Source organism: Ruegeria sp. AL7, assembly GCF_056536105.1.
The window spans coordinates 45927-64054 of the sequence record NZ_JBQFJF010000001.1 but is presented as its reverse complement, the minus strand read 5'-3'; the positions used below and the strand labels follow the sequence as shown (position 1 = coordinate 64054).

General features: G+C 57.8%; 16 protein-coding genes and 2 pseudogenes. 9 read left to right on the top strand and 9 right to left on the bottom strand.

Annotated elements, in window-relative coordinates; translation table 11 throughout:
• Positions 1-171: 171 nt before the first annotated feature.
• On the top strand, positions 172-1875 hold the full coding sequence (locus ACR3E2_RS00360; protein ID WP_480482162.1) for a SulP family inorganic anion transporter: 1704 nt from the start codon (positions 172-174) through the stop codon (positions 1873-1875).
• Positions 1876-1892: 17 nt separating this feature from the next.
• Here ACR3E2_RS00360 and ACR3E2_RS00355 read toward each other — a convergent pair.
• The 4 genes and pseudogenes from ACR3E2_RS00355 to ACR3E2_RS00340 form a co-directional block, all read right to left on the bottom strand.
• A pseudogene (locus tag ACR3E2_RS00355) lies at positions 1893-2066 on the bottom strand (D-lactate dehydrogenase); the annotation flags it as partial.
• A gap of 22 nt (positions 2067-2088) precedes the next feature.
• Positions 2089-2541, bottom strand: a pseudogene (locus ACR3E2_RS00350) (integrase core domain-containing protein); the annotation flags it as partial.
• A gap of 113 nt (positions 2542-2654) precedes the next feature.
• Positions 2655-3221: a tetratricopeptide repeat protein gene (locus ACR3E2_RS00345; protein ID WP_480482164.1), complete on the bottom strand. Its 567-nt coding sequence runs from the start codon at positions 3219-3221 to the stop codon at positions 2655-2657.
• Positions 3222-3251: 30 nt separating this feature from the next.
• Positions 3252-3734, bottom strand: coding sequence for an Lrp/AsnC family transcriptional regulator (locus tag ACR3E2_RS00340; protein WP_480482166.1), 483 nt, complete (start codon positions 3732-3734; stop codon positions 3252-3254).
• A gap of 108 nt (positions 3735-3842) precedes the next feature.
• Between ACR3E2_RS00340 and putA the strand changes: the two genes are divergently transcribed.
• Both putA and ACR3E2_RS00330 read left to right on the top strand, forming a co-directional pair.
• On the top strand, positions 3843-7241 hold the full coding sequence (gene putA / locus ACR3E2_RS00335; protein WP_480482168.1) for a bifunctional proline dehydrogenase/L-glutamate gamma-semialdehyde dehydrogenase PutA: 3399 nt from the start codon (positions 3843-3845) through the stop codon (positions 7239-7241).
• Positions 7242-7283: 42 nt separating this feature from the next.
• Positions 7284-8027 carry a rhomboid family intramembrane serine protease gene (locus tag ACR3E2_RS00330; protein WP_480482170.1) on the top strand — a complete coding sequence of 248 codons (744 nt, stop codon included), beginning with the start codon at positions 7284-7286 and terminating at the stop codon, positions 8025-8027.
• An 18-nt stretch (positions 8028-8045) separates the two neighbouring features.
• Here ACR3E2_RS00330 and ACR3E2_RS00325 read toward each other — a convergent pair whose 3' ends face one another.
• Entirely contained in the window at positions 8046-8831 is a 786-nt protein-coding gene (locus tag ACR3E2_RS00325) for an inositol monophosphatase family protein (RefSeq protein WP_480482172.1), read from the bottom strand.
• Positions 8832-8929: 98 nt separating this feature from the next.
• Positions 8930-9835 carry a LysR family transcriptional regulator gene (locus ACR3E2_RS00320; protein WP_480482174.1) on the bottom strand — a complete coding sequence of 302 codons (906 nt, stop codon included), beginning with the start codon at positions 9833-9835 and terminating at the stop codon, positions 8930-8932.
• 94 nt (positions 9836-9929) lie between these two features.
• On the opposite strand from ACR3E2_RS00320, the gene metF reads away from it, so the two are divergent.
• Complete coding sequence (gene metF, locus ACR3E2_RS00315) at positions 9930-10796, top strand: methylenetetrahydrofolate reductase [NAD(P)H] (RefSeq protein ID WP_480482176.1); 867 nt, start codon at positions 9930-9932, stop codon at positions 10794-10796.
• 229 nt (positions 10797-11025) lie between these two features.
• Positions 11026-11691 carry a DnaJ domain-containing protein gene (locus ACR3E2_RS00310; protein ID WP_480482178.1) on the top strand — a complete coding sequence of 222 codons (666 nt, stop codon included), beginning with the start codon at positions 11026-11028 and terminating at the stop codon, positions 11689-11691.
• Between the two features lie 49 nt (positions 11692-11740).
• Here the strand turns inward: ACR3E2_RS00310 and ACR3E2_RS00305 are convergent, their stop codons facing one another.
• A complete protein-coding gene (locus tag ACR3E2_RS00305; protein ID WP_480482180.1) occupies positions 11741-12259 on the bottom strand; it encodes a YHS domain-containing (seleno)protein in 519 nt (172 codons plus the stop codon).
• A 248-nt stretch (positions 12260-12507) separates the two neighbouring features.
• Here ACR3E2_RS00305 and yghU point away from each other — a divergent pair, with 248 nt between their 5' ends.
• Positions 12508-13386, top strand: a complete 879-nt coding sequence (gene yghU / locus ACR3E2_RS00300; RefSeq protein WP_480482182.1) for a glutathione-dependent disulfide-bond oxidoreductase — start codon at positions 12508-12510, stop codon at positions 13384-13386.
• Between the two features lie 59 nt (positions 13387-13445).
• Here yghU and ACR3E2_RS00295 read toward each other — a convergent pair whose 3' ends face one another.
• Both ACR3E2_RS00295 and ACR3E2_RS00290 read right to left on the bottom strand, forming a co-directional pair.
• Entirely contained in the window at positions 13446-14234 is a 789-nt protein-coding gene (locus ACR3E2_RS00295) for an SseB family protein (protein ID WP_480482184.1), read from the bottom strand.
• Positions 14227-14814: a uracil-DNA glycosylase family protein gene (locus ACR3E2_RS00290; protein WP_267364354.1), complete on the bottom strand. Its 588-nt coding sequence runs from the start codon at positions 14812-14814 to the stop codon at positions 14227-14229. The genes ACR3E2_RS00295 and ACR3E2_RS00290 overlap by 8 nt, the downstream gene beginning before the upstream one ends.
• Positions 14815-15063: 249 nt before the next feature.
• Between ACR3E2_RS00290 and ACR3E2_RS00285 the strand changes: the two genes are divergently transcribed.
• The 3 genes from ACR3E2_RS00285 to kdsA are packed head-to-tail and all read left to right on the top strand — an operon-like array spanning position 15064 to position 18123.
• On the top strand, positions 15064-15723 hold the full coding sequence (locus tag ACR3E2_RS00285) for an ABC transporter ATP-binding protein (protein ID WP_209504732.1): 660 nt from the start codon (positions 15064-15066) through the stop codon (positions 15721-15723).
• Positions 15701-17284 (top strand): KpsE/RkpR family capsule polysaccharide export protein, encoded by a 1584-nt coding sequence (locus ACR3E2_RS00280; RefSeq protein WP_480482186.1) that lies wholly within the window; start codon positions 15701-15703, stop codon positions 17282-17284. The genes ACR3E2_RS00285 and ACR3E2_RS00280 overlap by 23 nt, the downstream gene beginning before the upstream one ends.
• A gap of 5 nt (positions 17285-17289) precedes the next feature.
• Positions 17290-18123, top strand: coding sequence for a 3-deoxy-8-phosphooctulonate synthase (gene kdsA / locus ACR3E2_RS00275; RefSeq protein ID WP_480482188.1), 834 nt, complete (start codon positions 17290-17292; stop codon positions 18121-18123).
• The last annotated feature ends 5 nt before the right edge of the window (positions 18124-18128 follow it).

The window sequence follows — 18128 nt, the reverse complement described above, 5'->3', positions numbered from 1 at the left end:
CCTGATCGGCAGTTTGCGAAATTGGGGGATTCCCGTAGTTCGGCGAAAATAACTGAAAAACTGGAAAAAGAGGCACGTCAGACCACACAATTTACCTGTGATAATTTGCCTGTAAGATAGCCCGACGGTTCGAACATTCGGTTCGCTGGTTGAATGGGTATAGGGTAACCCATGAAAAAACAGGACAGAAATCAGAGAGCGGCGCGTCTGCAAATCCTGCAGGGCATTCTGCCTGTTGACCGCGCGCGCCTTCCGGCGGAAATGCTGGCTGGTCTGAGTTTTGCCTGCCTCGCGATCCCCGAAGTCATGGGTTACACCAAAATCGCCGGCACTCCGGTCATGTCCGGGCTGTATACGATCCTGATTCCCATGGCTCTGTTTGCGCTGTTCGGATCGTCCCGACACCTTGTTGTCGGTGCCGATTCGGCGACAGCAGCCATCACCGCCTCGGGACTGGCGGGCTTGGCGATGTCCGGAACGTCTGAGTATCTGGCACTGGCGTCCTTGCTGGCGCTTATGGCTGCCATGCTTTTGATTGCCGCGCGTGTCATCGGGCTGGGGTTTCTGGCTGATTTTCTGTCCAGAACGGTATTGGTCGGCTTTCTGACCGGCGTGGGCATTCAGGTTGCAACGGGTCAAATCCCCGGATTGTTGGGCATCGAATCCGCTGGGCACGGAACACTTGCAAGGTTGAAGGACGTTTACTTCAACATATCCAACGTCAACTGGCCAACCGTGATCGTCTCATCAGCCGTGTTAGGCATTGTCCTGGGATGCACAAGACTGTCGCGCAAAATCCCGGGGCCATTGGTTGCCATTGTCGGGGTGATCCTGTGCAGTTGGGCCTTTTCATTCAACATTTCCGGAATCTCGGTGTTGGGAGAGGTTGTCGGCGGTTTGCCCTCGTTCTCGATCCCGGACGTGCAGTGGAGCTGGACCTTGTTCAAACAATTGCTCCCCACGGCCTTGTCCATCTTCGTTGTTATTCTGGCACAAAGCGCCGCAACATCACGGGCATACGCCTCGAGATATGATGAGACTTTCAACGAAAACACGGACCTGATCGGACTGGGTCTTGCGAACTTCGGAGCCGCATTCACGGGGACATTCGTGGTCAATGGCAGCCCCACAAAGACCGAGATGGTCGCCAGCGCCGGAGGGCGCAGCCAGGTGGCGCAACTGACAACAGTGGTAATAGTCCTGTTGGTTATCCTGTTTCTGACCAAGCCTTTAGCCTATCTTCCCACAGCAGCACTTTCGGCCATCGTTTTCCTGATCGGTCTCAAGCTGATCGACCTGCACGGAATGGCAACAATTTACAGGCAGGCCCGGTCCGAGTTCTGGGTTGCCACGGCAACCGCCACCGTGGTTGTTCTGGTTGGTGTCGAGCAAGGCGTCATTTTTGCCATGGTCCTGTCTTTGGTCGACCACACACGCCGGGGATACCACCCAAAGAATTCGGTAGTATTGCGTACCGAGTCCGGTGGCTGGCGTTCAAAGGGATTGGAAGCACCAAACCAATTCGAGCCCGGTCTGGTAATCTACCGGTTTTCCCACGGCATGTACTACGCGAACATGCAGATATTCACCGAGGAAGTCACAACAATCGTTCAGAACGCAGACGGAAAACTGACATGGTTCTGCATCGACGCCTCGGCAATTGACGTTGTCGATTTCACAGCCGGGTTCACGTTGCGCAGTATCGCCAATTTCCTGCAATCCAAGGGGATACGGCTGGTTTTCACGCTGGTCGAGCCAGACGTGAAAGCCGAGTTGGATCGCTACGGTGTAACAGAACTGGTTGGCGAAACTGCGTTCTATGAAAACGGCAAAGCTCTGCTGGATGCCTATCACATGCGCCCAAGTCCCATCTGACATTGTCACCGGTAGGTTCACGCCTTGGACATCTTCCCGACCCCCGGATTGAAAGAGTTGGTCGGATCACAGGATTTGTAATGCGCCGCCAAATCGGGTTTGGCTTTGTACAAGTGGCCCACATTGTGTTCGGCAGGATATTCAAAAAGGGTCAGCATAGCCGCCTTCAGCGCCTTCGGCGGCGTGCCCCTATCGGGTGGTCCGGTTTGTTTGTTACTGCACCGTGGGCCTCTGGTCTATTGGGACGATTATTTCGGGCGCAGGCCGGCGGTAGCCCAACGCGCTGTGCGGCCTGACGGAGTGATAGTGGACACGACATTGCTCAATCAGGATTTGCGCCTTCCTTAGGCTGTAGAAGATTTCACCGTTGAGCAGCTCATCCCGGAACCGGGCGTTGAAGCTTATGCAATGGCCGTTCTCCTAGGGTGATCCCGGCTCGATTTAAGCCGTCTTCGCCCCGACAGCTGTGATCCACCCTCGCAGCTTCTGGGCGACAAATCCCGGCCCATTGTCGGATCTTATGTATTCCGGCGGGCCGCGGAGGATGAACAGGTCAGCCAATGCATTCAGCGCATCGGTTGAGTTGAACTTGCGATCGACACGGATCATCAGCCCCTCGTTGGTGTATTCGCCAATGATGCTCAGCGTTCGATAGACGCGCCCATCAGCCAGAAGTCATGCCATTGGATAGCCAGTGAACAACTCGGGTGGGTCCAACACGACCAGTTTGCTTGCAAATAGGTTCGGTTTCCCATTGCGGTTCTTTCGAAAACCCGGCGTCAGATATCTTGACCGGGCGGTTCCAAAAGACCGCCGGGTTCCAACAATGCCCGCTCTGACAGCCATGGGTTAAGTTCTAGCGCTTCGGCAAGTGCCGCGCGCGCGTCGTCAAGGCGCTTCAGACCCAACAGTGACAAGGCGCGCCCGCTCAGCGCACCTATATGGTTCGGCGACAACTCGATCGTGACATTCAGATCCTGCAAGGCAGCAGCGAAGTCTTGTCGAAGATAGTTCACAAACGCACGCTGATTGTAGCCTTCGGCGTAGTTCGGGCAGTATTCGACAAGCTGGTCAAGCTCGTCCAACGCGCCCGGTAAATCCCAGGCCTCCCGCCGCGCCATTCCTCGGTCCAGCAAGCCTTGTGCACGCGCATCTGGCGCATCGGTCCAAAGCTCCCACATCTGGTTGGAAATAGCGCGCGCATCACTTTGCGATTCTGCCTTCTGAACCTGATTGATTAGCGCATCCACACCTTCTGAATGATCCGGAGAATCAGGGCAGGACTGGGCGTGCGCCGCGCAGGACAAGGCAACAACAGCAAGAGCGGCGAGGAAAGCGTGTATCATGTACCAAGGATGGCTCGTAATCCCGATCCGTCAAGCCTGATGCTCGAACCCACCCAAACTGCCGGTTTCCTTAACCGCCTCCATCGCCACAAAGGTCGAGGTGCTGGCGACATGCGGCAAGGATGAAATCTTTTCGGCCAGAACACGACGATACTCTGACATGGTGGCTGTGCGGACCTTCAACAAATAGTCGAAATTCGAAGCGATCATATGGGCTTGCTCGACCTCGGCAGTTTTTCGGACAGCCGCGTTGAACTCGGCCAGTGCCTTTTCGCGGGTATCGGTCAGACGCACCTCGACAAAGGCAACGTGGTCCAGCCCCAGTCTGATCGGATCCAGCATCGCCCGGTATCCCTTGATCACCCCGCTTGCTTCAAGCCGTTTCAGGCGCGCCTGTGTCGGTGATTTCGACAGACCGATTTCGCGTGCAAGATCGGCGACCGAAATGCGCCCATCCTCGGCCAGAATTCTCAGAATCGACCGGTCAAACCGGTCCAGGTCGGGAAAGTTCATTTGCGCTGCCTTCTGGCGAAATTTCAGGTATTCCGCCTTCAATTACCGTAAACTCAGGCGATTGTCCTGAGTTTTCGCAGTTATATTGGCACAAAGACCGGAGGACCCATGTCTCATACCCTGCGTACATTAATCGACACCTCAACCTATGCTGACCAGTCGGCGATCCTTGAAACCCTGATCTCTCAGGCCAGCCTGAGCGCCACGGACCGCGGCGCCATCAGCGCCGCTGCCGCGCAGCTTGTGCGCGACATCCGATCCAGCACGTCTCCGGGGTTGATGGAGGTGTTTTTGGCCGAATACGGCCTGTCCACCGACGAAGGCGTCGCCCTGATGTGCCTGGCCGAGGCGCTGTTGCGCGTGCCGGATGCCGACACGATTGACGCGTTGATTGAAGACAAAATCGCCCCTTCGGATTGGGGTAAGCATCTTGGGCACTCGTCTTCATCCTTGGTGAACGCCTCAACCTGGGCACTGATGCTGACGGGCAAGGTTCTGGACGAAGGCAAGACCTCGCCTGTTGGCGCCCTGCGCGGGGCCATCAAGCGATTGGGGGAACCCGTGATCCGTACCGCCGTGTCGCGGGCGATGAAGGAAATGGGGCGGCAATTCGTGTTGGGTGAATCCATTCACGCTGCGATGGAACGCGCGCGCGGGATGGAAAGCAAGGGATATACCTACTCTTACGACATGCTGGGAGAGGCCGCGCGAACCGAGGCGGACGCCGCGCGTTATCACCTGTCGTATTCACGCGCCATCTCGGCCATCGCCGAAGCCTGCACCCATGATGATATCCGCGCCAACCCCGGCATTTCGGTCAAGTTGTCGGCCCTGCACCCCCGCTATGAACTGGCACAAGAAAAGCGGGTGATGGATGAACTGGTTCCACGCCTGCGGGCGCTGGCCCTTTTGGCTAAGGCCGCTGGCATGGGGCTAAACGTCGACGCCGAAGAGGCGGATCGCCTGTCTTTGTCATTGCAGGTGATTGAGGCGGTGATGTCCGATCCGGCTCTGGCCGGCTGGGAGGGGTTTGGCATCGTGGTTCAGGCCTATGGGCCACGCGCTTCGCTGGTTCTGGACACGCTCTATGACATGGCTGAACGCCACGATCGCAAGCTGATGGTGCGTCTGGTCAAAGGCGCCTATTGGGACACCGAGATCAAACGCGCGCAGGTCGAAGGCGTGGATGGCTTTCCCGTCTTCACGCACAAGGCGGTCACGGACGTGTCCTATATCGCCAATGCGCGCAAATTGCTGGGCATGACAAACCGGATCTATCCGCAATTCGCCACCCACAACGCCCATACAGTCAGCGCCATCCTGCACATGGCCGAAGGTCAGCCTTTTGAGTTCCAGCGCCTGCATGGCATGGGCGAGACATTGCATCAGCTTGTGATGAACAGGCAGAAAACGCGCTGTCGCATCTACGCACCGGTTGGTGCGCATCGTGACTTGCTGGCCTACCTTGTGCGGCGTCTGCTGGAAAACGGGGCAAACTCATCCTTCGTCAACCAGATTGTCGACGAAAACGTCCCGCCGGAAGTGGTTGCCGCAGATCCGTTTGTTACTGTTCAAACGCCCCCACCCCCTTTGCCCACCGGCCCCGAACTGTTCCAGCCGGATCGCCCCAATTCCATGGGATTCGATCTTCACCACACTCCGACGCTGGACAAGGTTGATGCAGCGCGGGACCAGTTCCGTGCATATCACTGGTATGCACAGCCCTTGCTGGCTGACGCTGCAAAACCCCGGGCGGATGAGCCGGTAGTCAACCCGGCAAATCCTGCCGACAAACCAGGTGAGGTCGCCTCGGCAAGTGACGCGGATGTTGAACTGGCGCTGGCTTCGGCAAAGCCGTGGCAGGCCCCGGCAGCCGAACGTGCCCGCATCCTGAACTCTGCTGCCGATCTTTATGAATCGCATTACGGCGAGTTGTTCGCCCTGCTGGCGCGCGAGGCTGGCAAATCGCTGCCTGACGCCGTGGCCGAACTGCGTGAGGCGGTGGATTTCCTGCGCTACTACGCCGCCAACATACCTGATGCCGAGCCCGCTGGCGTATTCACCTGCATCAGCCCTTGGAACTTCCCGCTGGCGATTTTCTCAGGGCAGATATCGGCAGCTTTGGCGACCGGGAACGCCGTTTTGGCCAAGCCTGCGCCGCAAACACCCCTGATCGCACACCGCGCCGTTCAATTGCTGCATGAGGCCGGTGTGCCGCGCGACGCGCTGCAATTGCTGCCGGGTGGTCCGACCGTGGGCGCGGCGCTGACATCGGATGCGCGCGTTTCTGGCGTGGCCTTCACCGGCTCGACAACAACCGCTCTCAGAATCCGGTCGGCAATGGCTGGGTCCATGCGCCCCGGCACGCCGCTGATTGCGGAAACTGGTGGCCTGAACGCCATGATCGTTGACAGCACCGCACTTCCCGAACAGGCCGTGCAATCGATCATTGAAAGTGCCTTTCAATCCGCAGGCCAGCGGTGTTCCGCACTGCGATGCCTGTACCTGCAACAGGATATCGCAGATGACGTGCTGACCATGCTCAAAGGGGCAATGGACGCCCTGCGCATCGGGGACCCCTGGCTGATCTCTACCGATTGCGGCCCGGTGATTGACGCGCAGGCCCGGCAGGTCATCGCCGATCACGTCGCTATTGCACGGGCCGAAGGGCGCGTTCTGAAAGAGCTGCCTCCGCCGACAGAGGGCATCTTTGTTGCCCCCACGCTGATCGAAATCTCGGGCATTGCCGCGCTGGAGCGCGAGATTTTTGGCCCCGTGTTGCACGTGGCACGGTTCAAAGCGCAGGAAATCGACAAGGTCATCGCGGATATCAACGCAACCGGATACGGGCTGACCTTTGGCCTGCAAACCCGGATCGACGACCGGGTGCAGCATGTGACCGAAGCAATCCATGCCGGAAACATCTATGTAAACCGCAATCAGATTGGTGCCATCGTTGGCTCCCAACCTTTTGGCGGTGAAGGGCTGTCAGGCACCGGCCCGAAGGCGGGCGGCCCGAATTACATGGCCCGGTTTTGTGCACCGGATCGGCAAATCACGACAGAATCCTGGGAGCATTTGGCAGACCTACCTGCCCCTCAAGGCCAACCTGCCCCAATCCGGACCCGTTCTCTGCCCGGCCCAACCGGAGAATCGAACCGGCTGAGCGAATATCCCCGCCCGCCTCTTCTGTGCATGGGGCCGGGGGAAACGGCGGCGCGCGCGCAGGCTGAAGCTGTACAGGCGCTGGGTGGAACCGCCATTCAGGCAACCGGAATGCTTGACCTTCATCGGTTGGAGAACCTGACCGGTATCTCTGGTGTCCTTTGGTGGGGCGACGCTGAAACCGCGCACCAGATCGAACAGCATCTGGCTCGCCGGGACGGCACCATTTTGCCCCTGATTCCCGGCAGACCCGACCGCGCGCGTGTGTTGGGTGAGCGCCATGTGTGTGTCGATACGACCGCAGCTGGCGGAAACGCTGCGTTGTTGGGAGGTGCGGCATAAGCTTGCCTTGACGCTGGGCGCGCAAAAGCCCAGCGTCACCTCATGTTTCCGATACGTGACCATAACCCCTCGGGGCGCACGCCTTATGTTGTCTACGTCTTATTGGCGGCCAACATCCTGATCTTCCTCAGCTATGTGGGGATCATGAATGATGCGCCACTTATCAACCGGCTGTTCTTCGATTACGCCATCATCCCGGCGCGGGTCAGCGACGGGGTTGGTCTGGAAACCCTTGTAACATCCATGTTCCTGCATGGGGGATGGATGCATCTGGCCGGGAACATGCTGTTCTTATGGATATTCGGCGACAATCTGGAAGACGAAATGGGCCATCTGCCCTTTTTGCTGTTCTACCTGGTCGCAGGTATCGGCGCAGGTCTGATCCATGTGGTTACAGGGCCGGACTCTCAGGTGCCTACCGTCGGCGCCTCGGGCGCGATTGCGGGTGTCATGGGGGGATACCTGCTGCTGTTTCCCAAGGCGCGTGTGGATATTCTGCTGATCCTGGTTGTCTATTTCAGGGTCTTTACCATCCCCGCCTTCATCATGCTGGGCTTATGGCTGGCGATTCAGTTCTTTGGCAGCGTCACCAGCAACCCGGACGAAGGCGGTATCGCCTACTGGGCCCATACCGGCGGGTTTGCCGTGGGGTTGATCTTATGCGTACCATTGTGGCTGCGGCGCGGCGGCGTGCAATTCTGGAACCGCACGCACGGGCATCCGCCCCACCCAGAGACAAAGTACAAGCTGTCGCAGTCTCGTATACCGCGCGTTCCGCGTCGATAAAGCTGGGCTAAGGGGCGATCAGCCCCGGATGACTTTGGCGAATTGATCAAAGATCGGTTCATTCGAACAGATCACTTCACCATCTTCCAGCGCGTTACCCTCGGGGTTCAGGGCCTGGACGAAGCCGCCCGCCTCTTTCACGATGATGATACCGGCGGCGACATCCCACGCGTTCAGGCGGCGTTCCCAGAAGCCTTCGTACCGGCCCGCAGCCACATATGCCATGTCAAGCGCCGCAGCACCCCAACGGCGCACACCGGCGCAAGCGGGCATCAGACGCGCCAAATCCTGCAGGGTTGCAGGCAGGTCAGAACGACCCCCAAAGGGCAGGCCGGTTGCAAAGATCGATTCTATCATGCGGTGACGCCCCGACACTCGAATTCGGGTGTCGTTCATCCACGCGCCCTCGCCTTTTTCGGCAAAGAATATCTCATCCTTGGCGGCGTCATAGATCACGCCGGCTACGATCTTGCCTTTGTGCTCCAGCGCGATGGAAATCGCCCAGTGCGGCAGGCCATGCAGAAAATTGGTGGTGCCGTCCAACGGGTCAACGATCCAGCGGCGGGTCGGGTCTTCTCCGTCGATGGAGCCACCCTCTTCAGCCAGCCAGCCATAGGTCGGGCGTGCGCCCAGCAACTCGTCCTTCAGGATGGCTTCGGCCGCGATATCGGCCTTAGACACAAAGTCACCAGCGCCTTTCATCGACACCTGCAGATTCTCGACTTCACGAAAGTCCTTGACCAAAGAACGCCCCGCCTTGCGCGCGGCCTTGATCATGATGTTGAGATTTGCACTGCCAACCATTGTAAAAAGGCTCCTGTCCGGTCAAACCGCGCGTATACTGCCGCAAGGCTTCCTTGCCAAGAGGAATGATGTGCATAACAGACCCGCAGAAAACGCCTCTACCGGGATTGCAGCTTGCGCGCCTCTTCGCGGGCCAGTTTCACCAGTTCCTGCACATAGGGCTTGTCCAGATCTTCTGATCGGACCGCTGCATAAAGGCGACGCGTGATCCCCTCTTTGGTCAGGGGGCGGGTCACATAGTCCGAGTTGTATTTGACCTCGCGCACGACCCAATCCGGCAGAACCGAGATGCCTCGGTTTGAGGCCACCAGAAGCAGGATGACAGCTGTCAGTTCCACCTGCCTGATTGAGGCGGGTTCGACCCGTGCAGGGATCAACAATTGGCTGAACACATCCAGACGTGTGCGTTCCACCGGGTAGGTGATCAGGGTCTGGCCTCGGAAATCCTCAGCCTCGACATAGGCTTTTTCCGCCAGTGGATGGGCTGATGCAGCGACAAAGACGGGGTTGTAGTCAAACAGCTCCACAAACTCGACACCCGGCAGGTCTTCGGGATCGGATGAGACCACCAGATCAACCTCTTCCTTCTGCAAGGCTGGCAGGGCGTCGAAGGCCAGACCGGGTCGGATATCGACATCCACGTCGCCCCAGGATTTCCTGAAGGATTCAAGAACCGGAAACAGCCATTCGAAACACGCGTGGCATTCGATGGCGATATGCATCCGCCCGGTACGCCCGTCCCGCAGCGATGAAAACTCATTCTGTGCCGCCTCGACCTGCGGCAGGATCTGTTCGGCCAACCGCAGCAGGCGCAAACCGGCGGCTGACAGCTTCATCGGCTTTGAACGTCGCAGAAACAGCTCGACCCCGGCCTGATCCTCCAACCCTTTGATCTGATGACTCAATGCGGATTGAGTGATGTTCAACTGGTCGGCAGCACGTGCCAACCCACCGCATTCATGGATCGCCTTGATGGTACGCAGGTGCCGGAATTCAATGTGCATCTCAAGTATCGTTCATGTTGTTGTTGAATAATATGAGTTTGTCTCACAATGCCCGTCATGGCACAAGATAGTCAGTTGATCCAGTGAGGCAGCCATGTCCAAACCCGAAATTTCATTCGAGTTCTTTCCGCCCAAGACTCTGGAGGCTTCTTTCCGCCTTTGGGATACGGTCCAGACATTGGCACCGCTGGAGCCCCGTTTTGTTTCCGTCACCTACGGTGCAGGCGGTACGACCCGGGAACTGACGCGCGACGCGGTCGCAACCCTGCATAAATCCTCTGGCCTGAACGTCGCTGCGCATCTGACCTGTGTTGACGCTTCGCGGCAGGAAACGCTGGAAATCGCCGACACATTCGCACGTGCGGGCGTGCAGGACATCGTGGCCCTGCGGGGCGACCCGCCGAAAGGGCATGATCGGTTCGTACCGCACCCCGAAGGCTTTAACAGTTCGATTGAGTTGATTGAGGCGCTGGCTGAAACCGAAATGTTCAGCATCCGTGTCGGGGCTTATCCTGACAAGCACCCTGAAGCTGCGGACATGTCAGCAGACGTGGATTGGCTGAAGGCCAAACTTGACGCGGGCGCTGACGAAGCGCTGACGCAATTCTTCTTCGAGGCCGAAACCTTCTTCCGTTTCCGTGACGCCTGCGCCAAGGCAGGTATCGACAAACCGATCGTGCCGGGCATTCTGCCTATTGAAAACTGGGCAGGTGCGCGCAAGTTCGCCAAAAGCTGCGGCACGCATATTCCCGATTGGGTCGAACACGCCTTTGAAAAGGCCGTGCGCGACGGGCGTGAGGATCTGCTGGCAACTGCGATCTGCACCGAGTTGTGCTCGGACCTGATCGAAGGTGGCGTGGACAAGCTGCATTTCTATACCCTGAACCGCCCGGAATTGACGCGCGATGTGTGCTTTGCCCTTGGGATCACGCCGCAGGTCGATCTTCAAAACGTCGCCTGACAACTGAAAAATCCAATGATTCGCCCGGGTTACTAACTTGTCCGGGCGTTTTCCTTTTCTTGTGCGTGACCTGTATCACAGTTACATCCGTGAATTCACGCCTTTGCGGAACAATGGATTCTTCGCATCGCGATTGTTGTCAGCTTCCCTCTCAATCAACAGTGAAATTTGACAAAACCATGCCCTCGGCAACACTAGGGGTGTGTAGTTTTTAATGAGTGTTTTGAGTATGGAACCTGTCGATAAGGTCAGGGCACGCACGGATGCCCTGGCAGATCTGGGCCTGAACCCGTCTGCCAATTCCAGTGAAATACGAGAGGCGTGGCGTCACATCGCCTTTCACACGCATCCTGATCACAAGGAAGGCGACAGTTCCGGGTTTTCACGCGCCAAGGCAGCCTATGATTTTCTGCGCAAAGAAGGGCTGGCGACAAAGGGCGGTGCCGCTGCTGGCCCGCCACAACCACGTCGGGCACGGTTGAAGAAACGAATCATCGAGCTTCCGCAGGAGGATATTGCCGCATGCGAGGCGATGCTGAATCCCGGGCAGGCGCTGTCGCATATGAACAGTCAGACTGGTATTCAACCCAAATGCGGCAGTGATGTTGCTGACCATGTTCCCGACGCGGTCGGATGCTATGGGCGGCACCTGACTTACTTTGTCACGACACCGGTCAATCAGGGCGCAAATCGTGTGGCTTTGCCAACGACCGTTCTGACCAGTGCGCGGCACACCACAGCGGAAATCCTGAGCTTTCAATCCAGCGATACGGGCGCCGGGGAAGTTGTCATTCCCGATACTATCCGCGAAAGCAAGTTTCCGGGTGCCAAGAGCGTCAGGATCCGGTTTGACGCGGATCAGGCGATACGGGATCAATTCTGGCTTGCAGGCTGAACGAAAAAGCCCGGCTGGTTAAGCCGGGCTTTGTGCATTTGCGGCCAGGTCAGTTTTTCACCGGACCTTCCGAGGTAAATTTCGGGATCACGCTGGTCGAGGCGTCAGACGGCTCGATACCCGGCCAGTTGCCTTCAGCAAGGTTGATGTTGCCCGGAATGTCTTCTTCGAAGAACCCGACGACCACATCCGTGATGTTGAGATACAGCTTGTCGTCAACGATCCGCCACAAGTTCGGGTTTGCCGGAACCTTGCCACCGCGCGACACGCCATAGGCGCAGTGCCCATCATATTGCGGCGCATAATAGGCCGGGTTTTCCAGAAATTTGTCGCGGTTTTCCTCGGACGAGAATGCCCAGGTTGCACCATTGTATTCGGCAGTAATGCTGGCATTGCCACGCACGCCTTCGTTCTGTGGCTGACCTACCGGTACCTGATCCAGGTTGCGATAGGCGACAACATCATACCCCGAGACGGCAAACCCTGTGCCGTCAATATATTGCGGCCCGGCAAATGCCGGAACGGCCAGGGCCATGGCCGCAGCAAAGGTCAAAGCAAAGCGTTTCATGTAGTTTATCCTTTTCGTTCCAGCGGTATCGGTTACGCCGTGATGGCAGGTCTGGCAAAACAATATGCGATTCCCATTCTGTTCGTAGCCCTCCTCGCGCCGCTGTGACCCCTCTCGAGCAAACGTGAGAGTTTGGTCGCGGATTATTACAAATTATGCCGGAAAAGCTGGGTTGGACTCGGCGGATTGCAACACTACCTGTAAGACTGCATCGAACGCGGCCCGGACAAAGGCATGAAAGGCAAGAAATGAGCGACCAATCTTCGTATACCCCACCAGCAGTCTGGACATGGGACAGTGAAAGTGGCGGACAGTTCGCCAACATTAACCGACCTATTGCCGGAGCAACCCATGACAAGGACTTGCCGGTTGGACGTCACCCTTTGCAGTTGTATTCCCTTGCCACGCCCAACGGTGTCAAAGTCACGGTAATGCTGGAAGAGTTGCTGGCATTGGGTCACGAAGGTGCTGAATACAACGCCTGGCTGATCAACATCGGCGATGGCGACCAGTTCGGTTCAGGGTTTGTCGAGGCCAACCCAAACTCGAAAATTCCGGCCCTTTGGGATCGCTCTGGCGACAAGCCGGTTCGGGTGTTTGAAAGTGCCTCGATCCTGTTTCATCTGGCTGAGAAGTTTGGAGAGTTTCTGCCCGCGTCCGGGCCGGAACGGACCGAAGTCATGAACTGGCTATTCTGGCAAATGGGCAGCGCCCCTTATCTGGGCGGCGGGTTTGGCCATTTCTACGCCTACGCGCCCGAAAAGTGGGAATACCCGATCAACCGCTTTGCGATGGAGGCAAAACGCCAGCTGGACGTTCTGGACAGGGAACTGGCGAACAAGACCTATATCGCGGGCGAGGAATATACGATTGCCGACATGGCGATCTGGCCGTGGTACGGTCAACTGGTTCTGGGCCGTCTGTATAGCGCGGCAGAGTTCCTTGACGCGGAATCCTACAAGAACGTGGTGCGCTGGGCCAAGGCGATTGACGCACGGCCTGCGGTTCAGCGTGGCCGTATGGTCAACCGCGCCTTTGGCGAGCCGCACACGCAGCTTCACGAGCGTCACGACGCCAGTGATTTCGAAACACGTACGCAGGACAAACTGGAAGCTGCTGCGGAATAGCAGCGTCCGATCCTGGTACCACGCGGCGCAATATGCGCCGCGTGTTTGCCTTTTGGTCGTTACTTCAGAATTGGCGGTTTCGCGGGATTGCTGCCCGGAACCTCGCGTACCAGATCTGCAACCTGCGGTTCGGGCAGGTCAAAGCGAAGCCCCGTCTTCGCCAGCAGCGCGGCAGCGGCGTCATCTGTGGCAAAGAACCCGACATCTATCGCCCCCGCTTCGATCCCCGAAAACGTCAACGCCTCTGAAGCTGCCCTGGCCAGCGCTGGCTCGGCCCCTTCGACCGCACCGACAAACCCCAGCAAATGACCCTGAGCGCCCGCTTCGGATTTCGTGGCGACCAGATAGGCCGCACTGGCAAGCCCGCCAGCAGTTGCCAGCTTTGCATCAAGGGCGGTCAACAGGCTGTCCGGCAGACCGGAGGGCGGCATGAACTCGGCAAGCTTTTCCTCGACCTCTTTGGGGCCATGCTGCAACGTTTCGGCCAACCAGCCCAGGGCCTCGGCAGGCACCAGCATGGATGATGGCGCAGTTTCCAGGTTCAGGCCCAGCCCGATACCCTGCCCTGCCAGCATCCCCGACAACACACGCCCCGACAGCGCAACATAAGGCACAGGCCTCCCGGCAAACTGCGCCAATCGTTCCTCGCGGTCGAACGCCAACACAAAGCGCCCGTCGGCCACATCGAACACCTCGGGCGAGATGTTTTCGCCCATCGCTTCCTCGGTCAGCATCAAAAACAGCTCACTATCTGCAAGCCGTTCAAAAAACCGCAGACGGGCAGCATCGTTCTGCGGATCTGCCAGCATCGCGGCATGCGCCGTGTCCAACGCTGTGGTTTCAGTCATTCAGCACCTCTTGGACCCGCGCGCGCAGAACCGGCAGCAGTTCTGCCTCGAACCACGGGTTTTTCTTTACCCATGCCGTATTCCGCCAGGACGGATGAGGCAAGGCAAAGACCCGCGGCGCATGGTCCTGCCAGTTCCGAACGGTATCCGTCACCGACCCTCGCGCGCCCAGATGATATTTATGCGCATGACCACCGACCAACACCGTCAACGGCACCTGCCCCAGTTCCTGCATCACCCTGTCATGCCAGGTTTTGCCGCATATCGCGGGCGGAGGAAGGTCCGCGCCGCGGGCATCATAGCCGGGGAAACAGAATGCCATGGGCACAATCGACACAAGGTCACGATCATAAAAAACAGGTTCATCGACCCCAAGCCAGTGGCGCAGCCTATCGCCTGACGGGTCAGTAAAGGGCTGCCCCGACTCGTGCACGCGCGCACCCGGTGCCTGCCCTGCGATCAGGATGGGTGTCCCGCGCCGAAACCAAACCACCGGGCGGGGTTCATGGGCAGTTTTGGTTTGCGCAAAGGACGCGGCGCACAGGCGGCACGCGCGGATTTCGCCATCTAAATCTTTCATCTTGTTGCAAAACCTCCCAAAGCTGTTTTGCAAGGATCAGGTGTGAAACCACATAATAATGGTGCGGTAGATTTCTAGAAGTGCAGCGGAATTGCCGACAACCGATCAGTTGTTTGAGGGGTCGGCAGCAACGCATTGAACATTTGTTTCATAATTCGACATAATGTAGCCAACATGGAACGGTAAAAACCATCCTTTCTGACCGCCTGAAAGCGCGGCGACACAACGGAAACGAGCAGCAGGCCCCGAATGCTAGAGTTCGACAATGTCAGCAAGTCCTTCTGGACCGGGACGCGCCGCAAGGTGATCCTGGACAGGGTCTCGTTCCGTGTCGAACTGGGCACGTCGCTGGGCGTTCTGGCCCCGAATGGTACTGGCAAAACCACGCTGATCAACATGATGGCCGGTCTGGAAAAACCCGACGAGGGCGTGATCCGCCGCGAATGCCGGGTCTCGTTCCCCATGGGTTTCACCGGGGGTGTAACCGGCAAGTTGTCGGCGCTTGAGAACGCGCGATACATCGCCAAGATTTACGGCATGGATCCGGACTATGTTGAGGCGTATTGCAAATGGCTCTGCGGTTTGGGTGAATATTTCGAACAGCCGCTGTCCACCTATTCTTCGGGGATGCGGTCTCGATTCACGTTTTCTTTGATGCTGGCGCTGGATTTCGACATGTATCTTGTCGATGAAGGGATGCCGGCGTCTACAGATGTTGAATTCAACGAGAAGGCAGGGGCGATCCTGAAGGAAAGGTTGCGCACCACGACATTGGTGATCGTGTCGCACAGCCCGACTGTTTTGGAAAAATTCGCGCAGCAGGCCGCCGTTCTGCTGGACGGGCAATTGTACATGTTTGACTCCTTGGAAGAGGCAAAGCAGCTATATGACTACGAAACCCAAGGTTAGAAAGTACAACTGGCGCAGCAATCGACAGGTGGACGATTCGGCCGAGGCGCGAGCGGATGCAATCTCGCGCATACGGGGCGCGACGCAAGGTCAGGCACCGGCGGCCGAGGCCCAGCCAGGCACGCAAATTGACGACATCAAGCGCGAAGGCCTGACAGGCCGCCAGTTGCGTATTGCGCGTAAACTCGCGCAGAAACACGGACTGGCGGCAACATCGGACTATGATGCGGTGCGCTTGCTGCGCAAGAAAGGCATTGATCCGTTTCAGCGCACGAACCTTCTTGATCTTGCCGCGGCAAAGCCCTCGGGACAGGGCGACAGTTCGAAGGTCAAAGACAAGATCAGCATTCAGTTGCCGCAATCCATAGGCGCAAGCACGCCAAACCTTCCGGGACCCGAGCTCAGCCCGGCTGAGCGGCGGAACCTTGAAATCGGTCAGATTCAGAAGGACATCGCGCGCCGACGCAGGCGTAAACTGTTTGGCCTGTTCGCGCGTCTGGCCGCCTTTGTGTTCCTTCCGACCTTTGTTGTGGGGTTTTATTTCTATCGCATCGCCACCCCGATGTATGCCAGCGATTCCGAGTTTCTGATCCTGCAAGCCGATGGCGGGCCGGGTTCCATCGGCGGGCTGCTCGCTGGAACGCAATTCGCCACCACGCAAGATTCAATCTCGGTTCAATCTTTCCTGGAATCGAAAGAGGCTTTGTTACTGCTGGATCGGGACGCCGGTTTTTCTGATGTCTTCAAGCAGGAAGTGATTGATCCGATTCAAAGGCTATCACCCGACGCCACGCTGGAAGACGCATACAAGCTGTTCAAACGCATGATCACAATCGGGTATGATCCAACCGAAGGGGTCATCCGGATGGAGGTTGTTGCACCAGACGCACAGACCTCGACCGAGTTCTCGGAGCGTTTGATTTCTTACGCCGAAGCCCGGGTGAATGCCCTGTCCGGCAAGAAGCGCGAAGACCAGATGCGCGACGCATTGGAAAGCTTTGAAGCGGCGCAGGAGGCGCGGCGGCAGGCGCAGGAGGAATTGATCGAACTTCAGCTTCAAGGGGCGGTACTGGACCCCGAGAATGTCATTGCCAGCCTCCGCGCCCGCATCAACGAGATCGAGATATTGGTGCAGGACAAAGAGCTTGAACTTGCCGCCCTGCAAGACAACCTGCGTCCGAACAAAGCCAAGGTCGACGGCGTCAAGGCTGACATTGCCCGGCTTGAAAAGGTGCTGGAACAACTAAATGCCGAGATGCAGGATGCTTCCGATGGCGAAAATTCGCTGGCGCGGTTGAGCGTGCGCATCCAGATCGCTCAGGCGGATCTGGCGGCACGGGACATGATGCTGCAAACGGCAATGCAGCAAATGGAATCGACCCGATCCGAAGCTAACCGGCAGGTGCGTTACCTGACCGTCTCGGTGAACCCGATCCCAAGTCAGGAACCCAGCTATCCGCGCAAGTTCGAAAATACGATTTTGGCATTCCTGTTGTTTGCTGGTATCTACCTCATGATCTCGCTTACCGCGTCGGTCCTTCGTGAACAGGTATCCTCATAAGACTCATGAAACATGTAAAAATCTCCGACCTGACAGTCGGCAACGACCTTCCGCTGACCATCATTGCAGGCCCTTGCCAGCTTGAAACGGCAGACCACGCACAGATGATTGCTGGCAAGATGAAAGAGGCCTGCGATGCAGCCGGTGCGCAATATGTCTTCAAGGCATCTTATGACAAGGCGAACCGGACCTCGCTGTCCGGCAAGCGCGGCATGGGCATTGATGCGGGGTTGCAGGTTCTGGACGGTATCCGCAAGACAATGGGCATACCGGTCCTGACCGATGTTCATACCGAAGCGCAGTGCGCCATCGCTGCCAAGGCGGTAGATGTCCTGCAAATCCCGGCGTTCTTGTGCCGCCAGACGGATATGCTGCTGGCTGCGGGCAATACGGGAGCAGTGGTCAATGTGAAAAAGGGTCAGTTTCTTGCGCCGTGGGAGATGCCCAATATCGTGTCCAAGATCGAAAGCACAGGCAACACGAATATCCTGCTGACCGAACGTGGCACTTCGTTCGGCTATAACACGCTGGTGGCTGATATGCGGTCCCTGCCGCAAATGGCCCAAACCGGATACCCGGTGGTGATGGATGCGACCCATTCCGTGCAGCAACCGGGAGGAAAAGGTGGCTCCTCGGGCGGGCAACGCGAATTTGCACCGGTCATGGCGCGCGCCGCCGTGTCGCTGGGTATTGGCGCGGTGTTCATTGAAACACACCAGGATCCGGACAATGCCCCTTCGGATGGGCCCAACATGATTCCGTTGGATCAGATGCCCCAACTCATTGACACTTTGATGCGCTTCGATGCGCTGTCCAAAGCTGATCCTATTCAGATTTAACTACT

Bases quoted from the DNA above. Each gene is read 5' to 3' on its own strand.
- ACR3E2_RS00320 (WP_480482174.1), bottom strand. From the start codon at position 9,835: ATGCACATTGAATTCCGGCACCTGCGTACCATCAAGGCGATCCATGAA.
- ACR3E2_RS00325 (WP_480482172.1), bottom strand. From the start codon at position 8,831: ATGGTTGGCAGTGCAAATCTCAACATCATGATCAAGGCCGCGCGCAAG.
- ACR3E2_RS00345 (WP_480482164.1), bottom strand. From the start codon at position 3,221: ATGATACACGCTTTCCTCGCCGCTCTTGCTGTTGTTGCCTTGTCCTGC.
- ACR3E2_RS00330 (WP_480482170.1), top strand. From the start codon at position 7,284: ATGTTTCCGATACGTGACCATAACCCCTCGGGGCGCACGCCTTATGTT.
- kdsA (WP_480482188.1), top strand. From the start codon at position 17,290: ATGAAACATGTAAAAATCTCCGACCTGACAGTCGGCAACGACCTTCCG.
- putA (WP_480482168.1), top strand. From the start codon at position 3,843: ATGTCTCATACCCTGCGTACATTAATCGACACCTCAACCTATGCTGAC.
- metF (WP_480482176.1), top strand. From the start codon at position 9,930: ATGTCCAAACCCGAAATTTCATTCGAGTTCTTTCCGCCCAAGACTCTG.
- ACR3E2_RS00285 (WP_209504732.1), top strand. From the start codon at position 15,064: ATGCTAGAGTTCGACAATGTCAGCAAGTCCTTCTGGACCGGGACGCGC.
- ACR3E2_RS00360 (WP_480482162.1), top strand. From the start codon at position 172: ATGAAAAAACAGGACAGAAATCAGAGAGCGGCGCGTCTGCAAATCCTG.
- ACR3E2_RS00290 (WP_267364354.1), bottom strand. From the start codon at position 14,814: ATGAAAGATTTAGATGGCGAAATCCGCGCGTGCCGCCTGTGCGCCGCG.
- ACR3E2_RS00310 (WP_480482178.1), top strand. From the start codon at position 11,026: ATGGAACCTGTCGATAAGGTCAGGGCACGCACGGATGCCCTGGCAGAT.
- ACR3E2_RS00305 (WP_480482180.1), bottom strand. From the start codon at position 12,259: ATGAAACGCTTTGCTTTGACCTTTGCTGCGGCCATGGCCCTGGCCGTT.
- ACR3E2_RS00340 (WP_480482166.1), bottom strand. From the start codon at position 3,734: ATGAACTTTCCCGACCTGGACCGGTTTGACCGGTCGATTCTGAGAATT.
- ACR3E2_RS00280 (WP_480482186.1), top strand. From the start codon at position 15,701: ATGACTACGAAACCCAAGGTTAGAAAGTACAACTGGCGCAGCAATCGA.
- ACR3E2_RS00295 (WP_480482184.1), bottom strand. From the start codon at position 14,234: ATGACTGAAACCACAGCGTTGGACACGGCGCATGCCGCGATGCTGGCA.
- yghU (WP_480482182.1), top strand. From the start codon at position 12,508: ATGAGCGACCAATCTTCGTATACCCCACCAGCAGTCTGGACATGGGAC.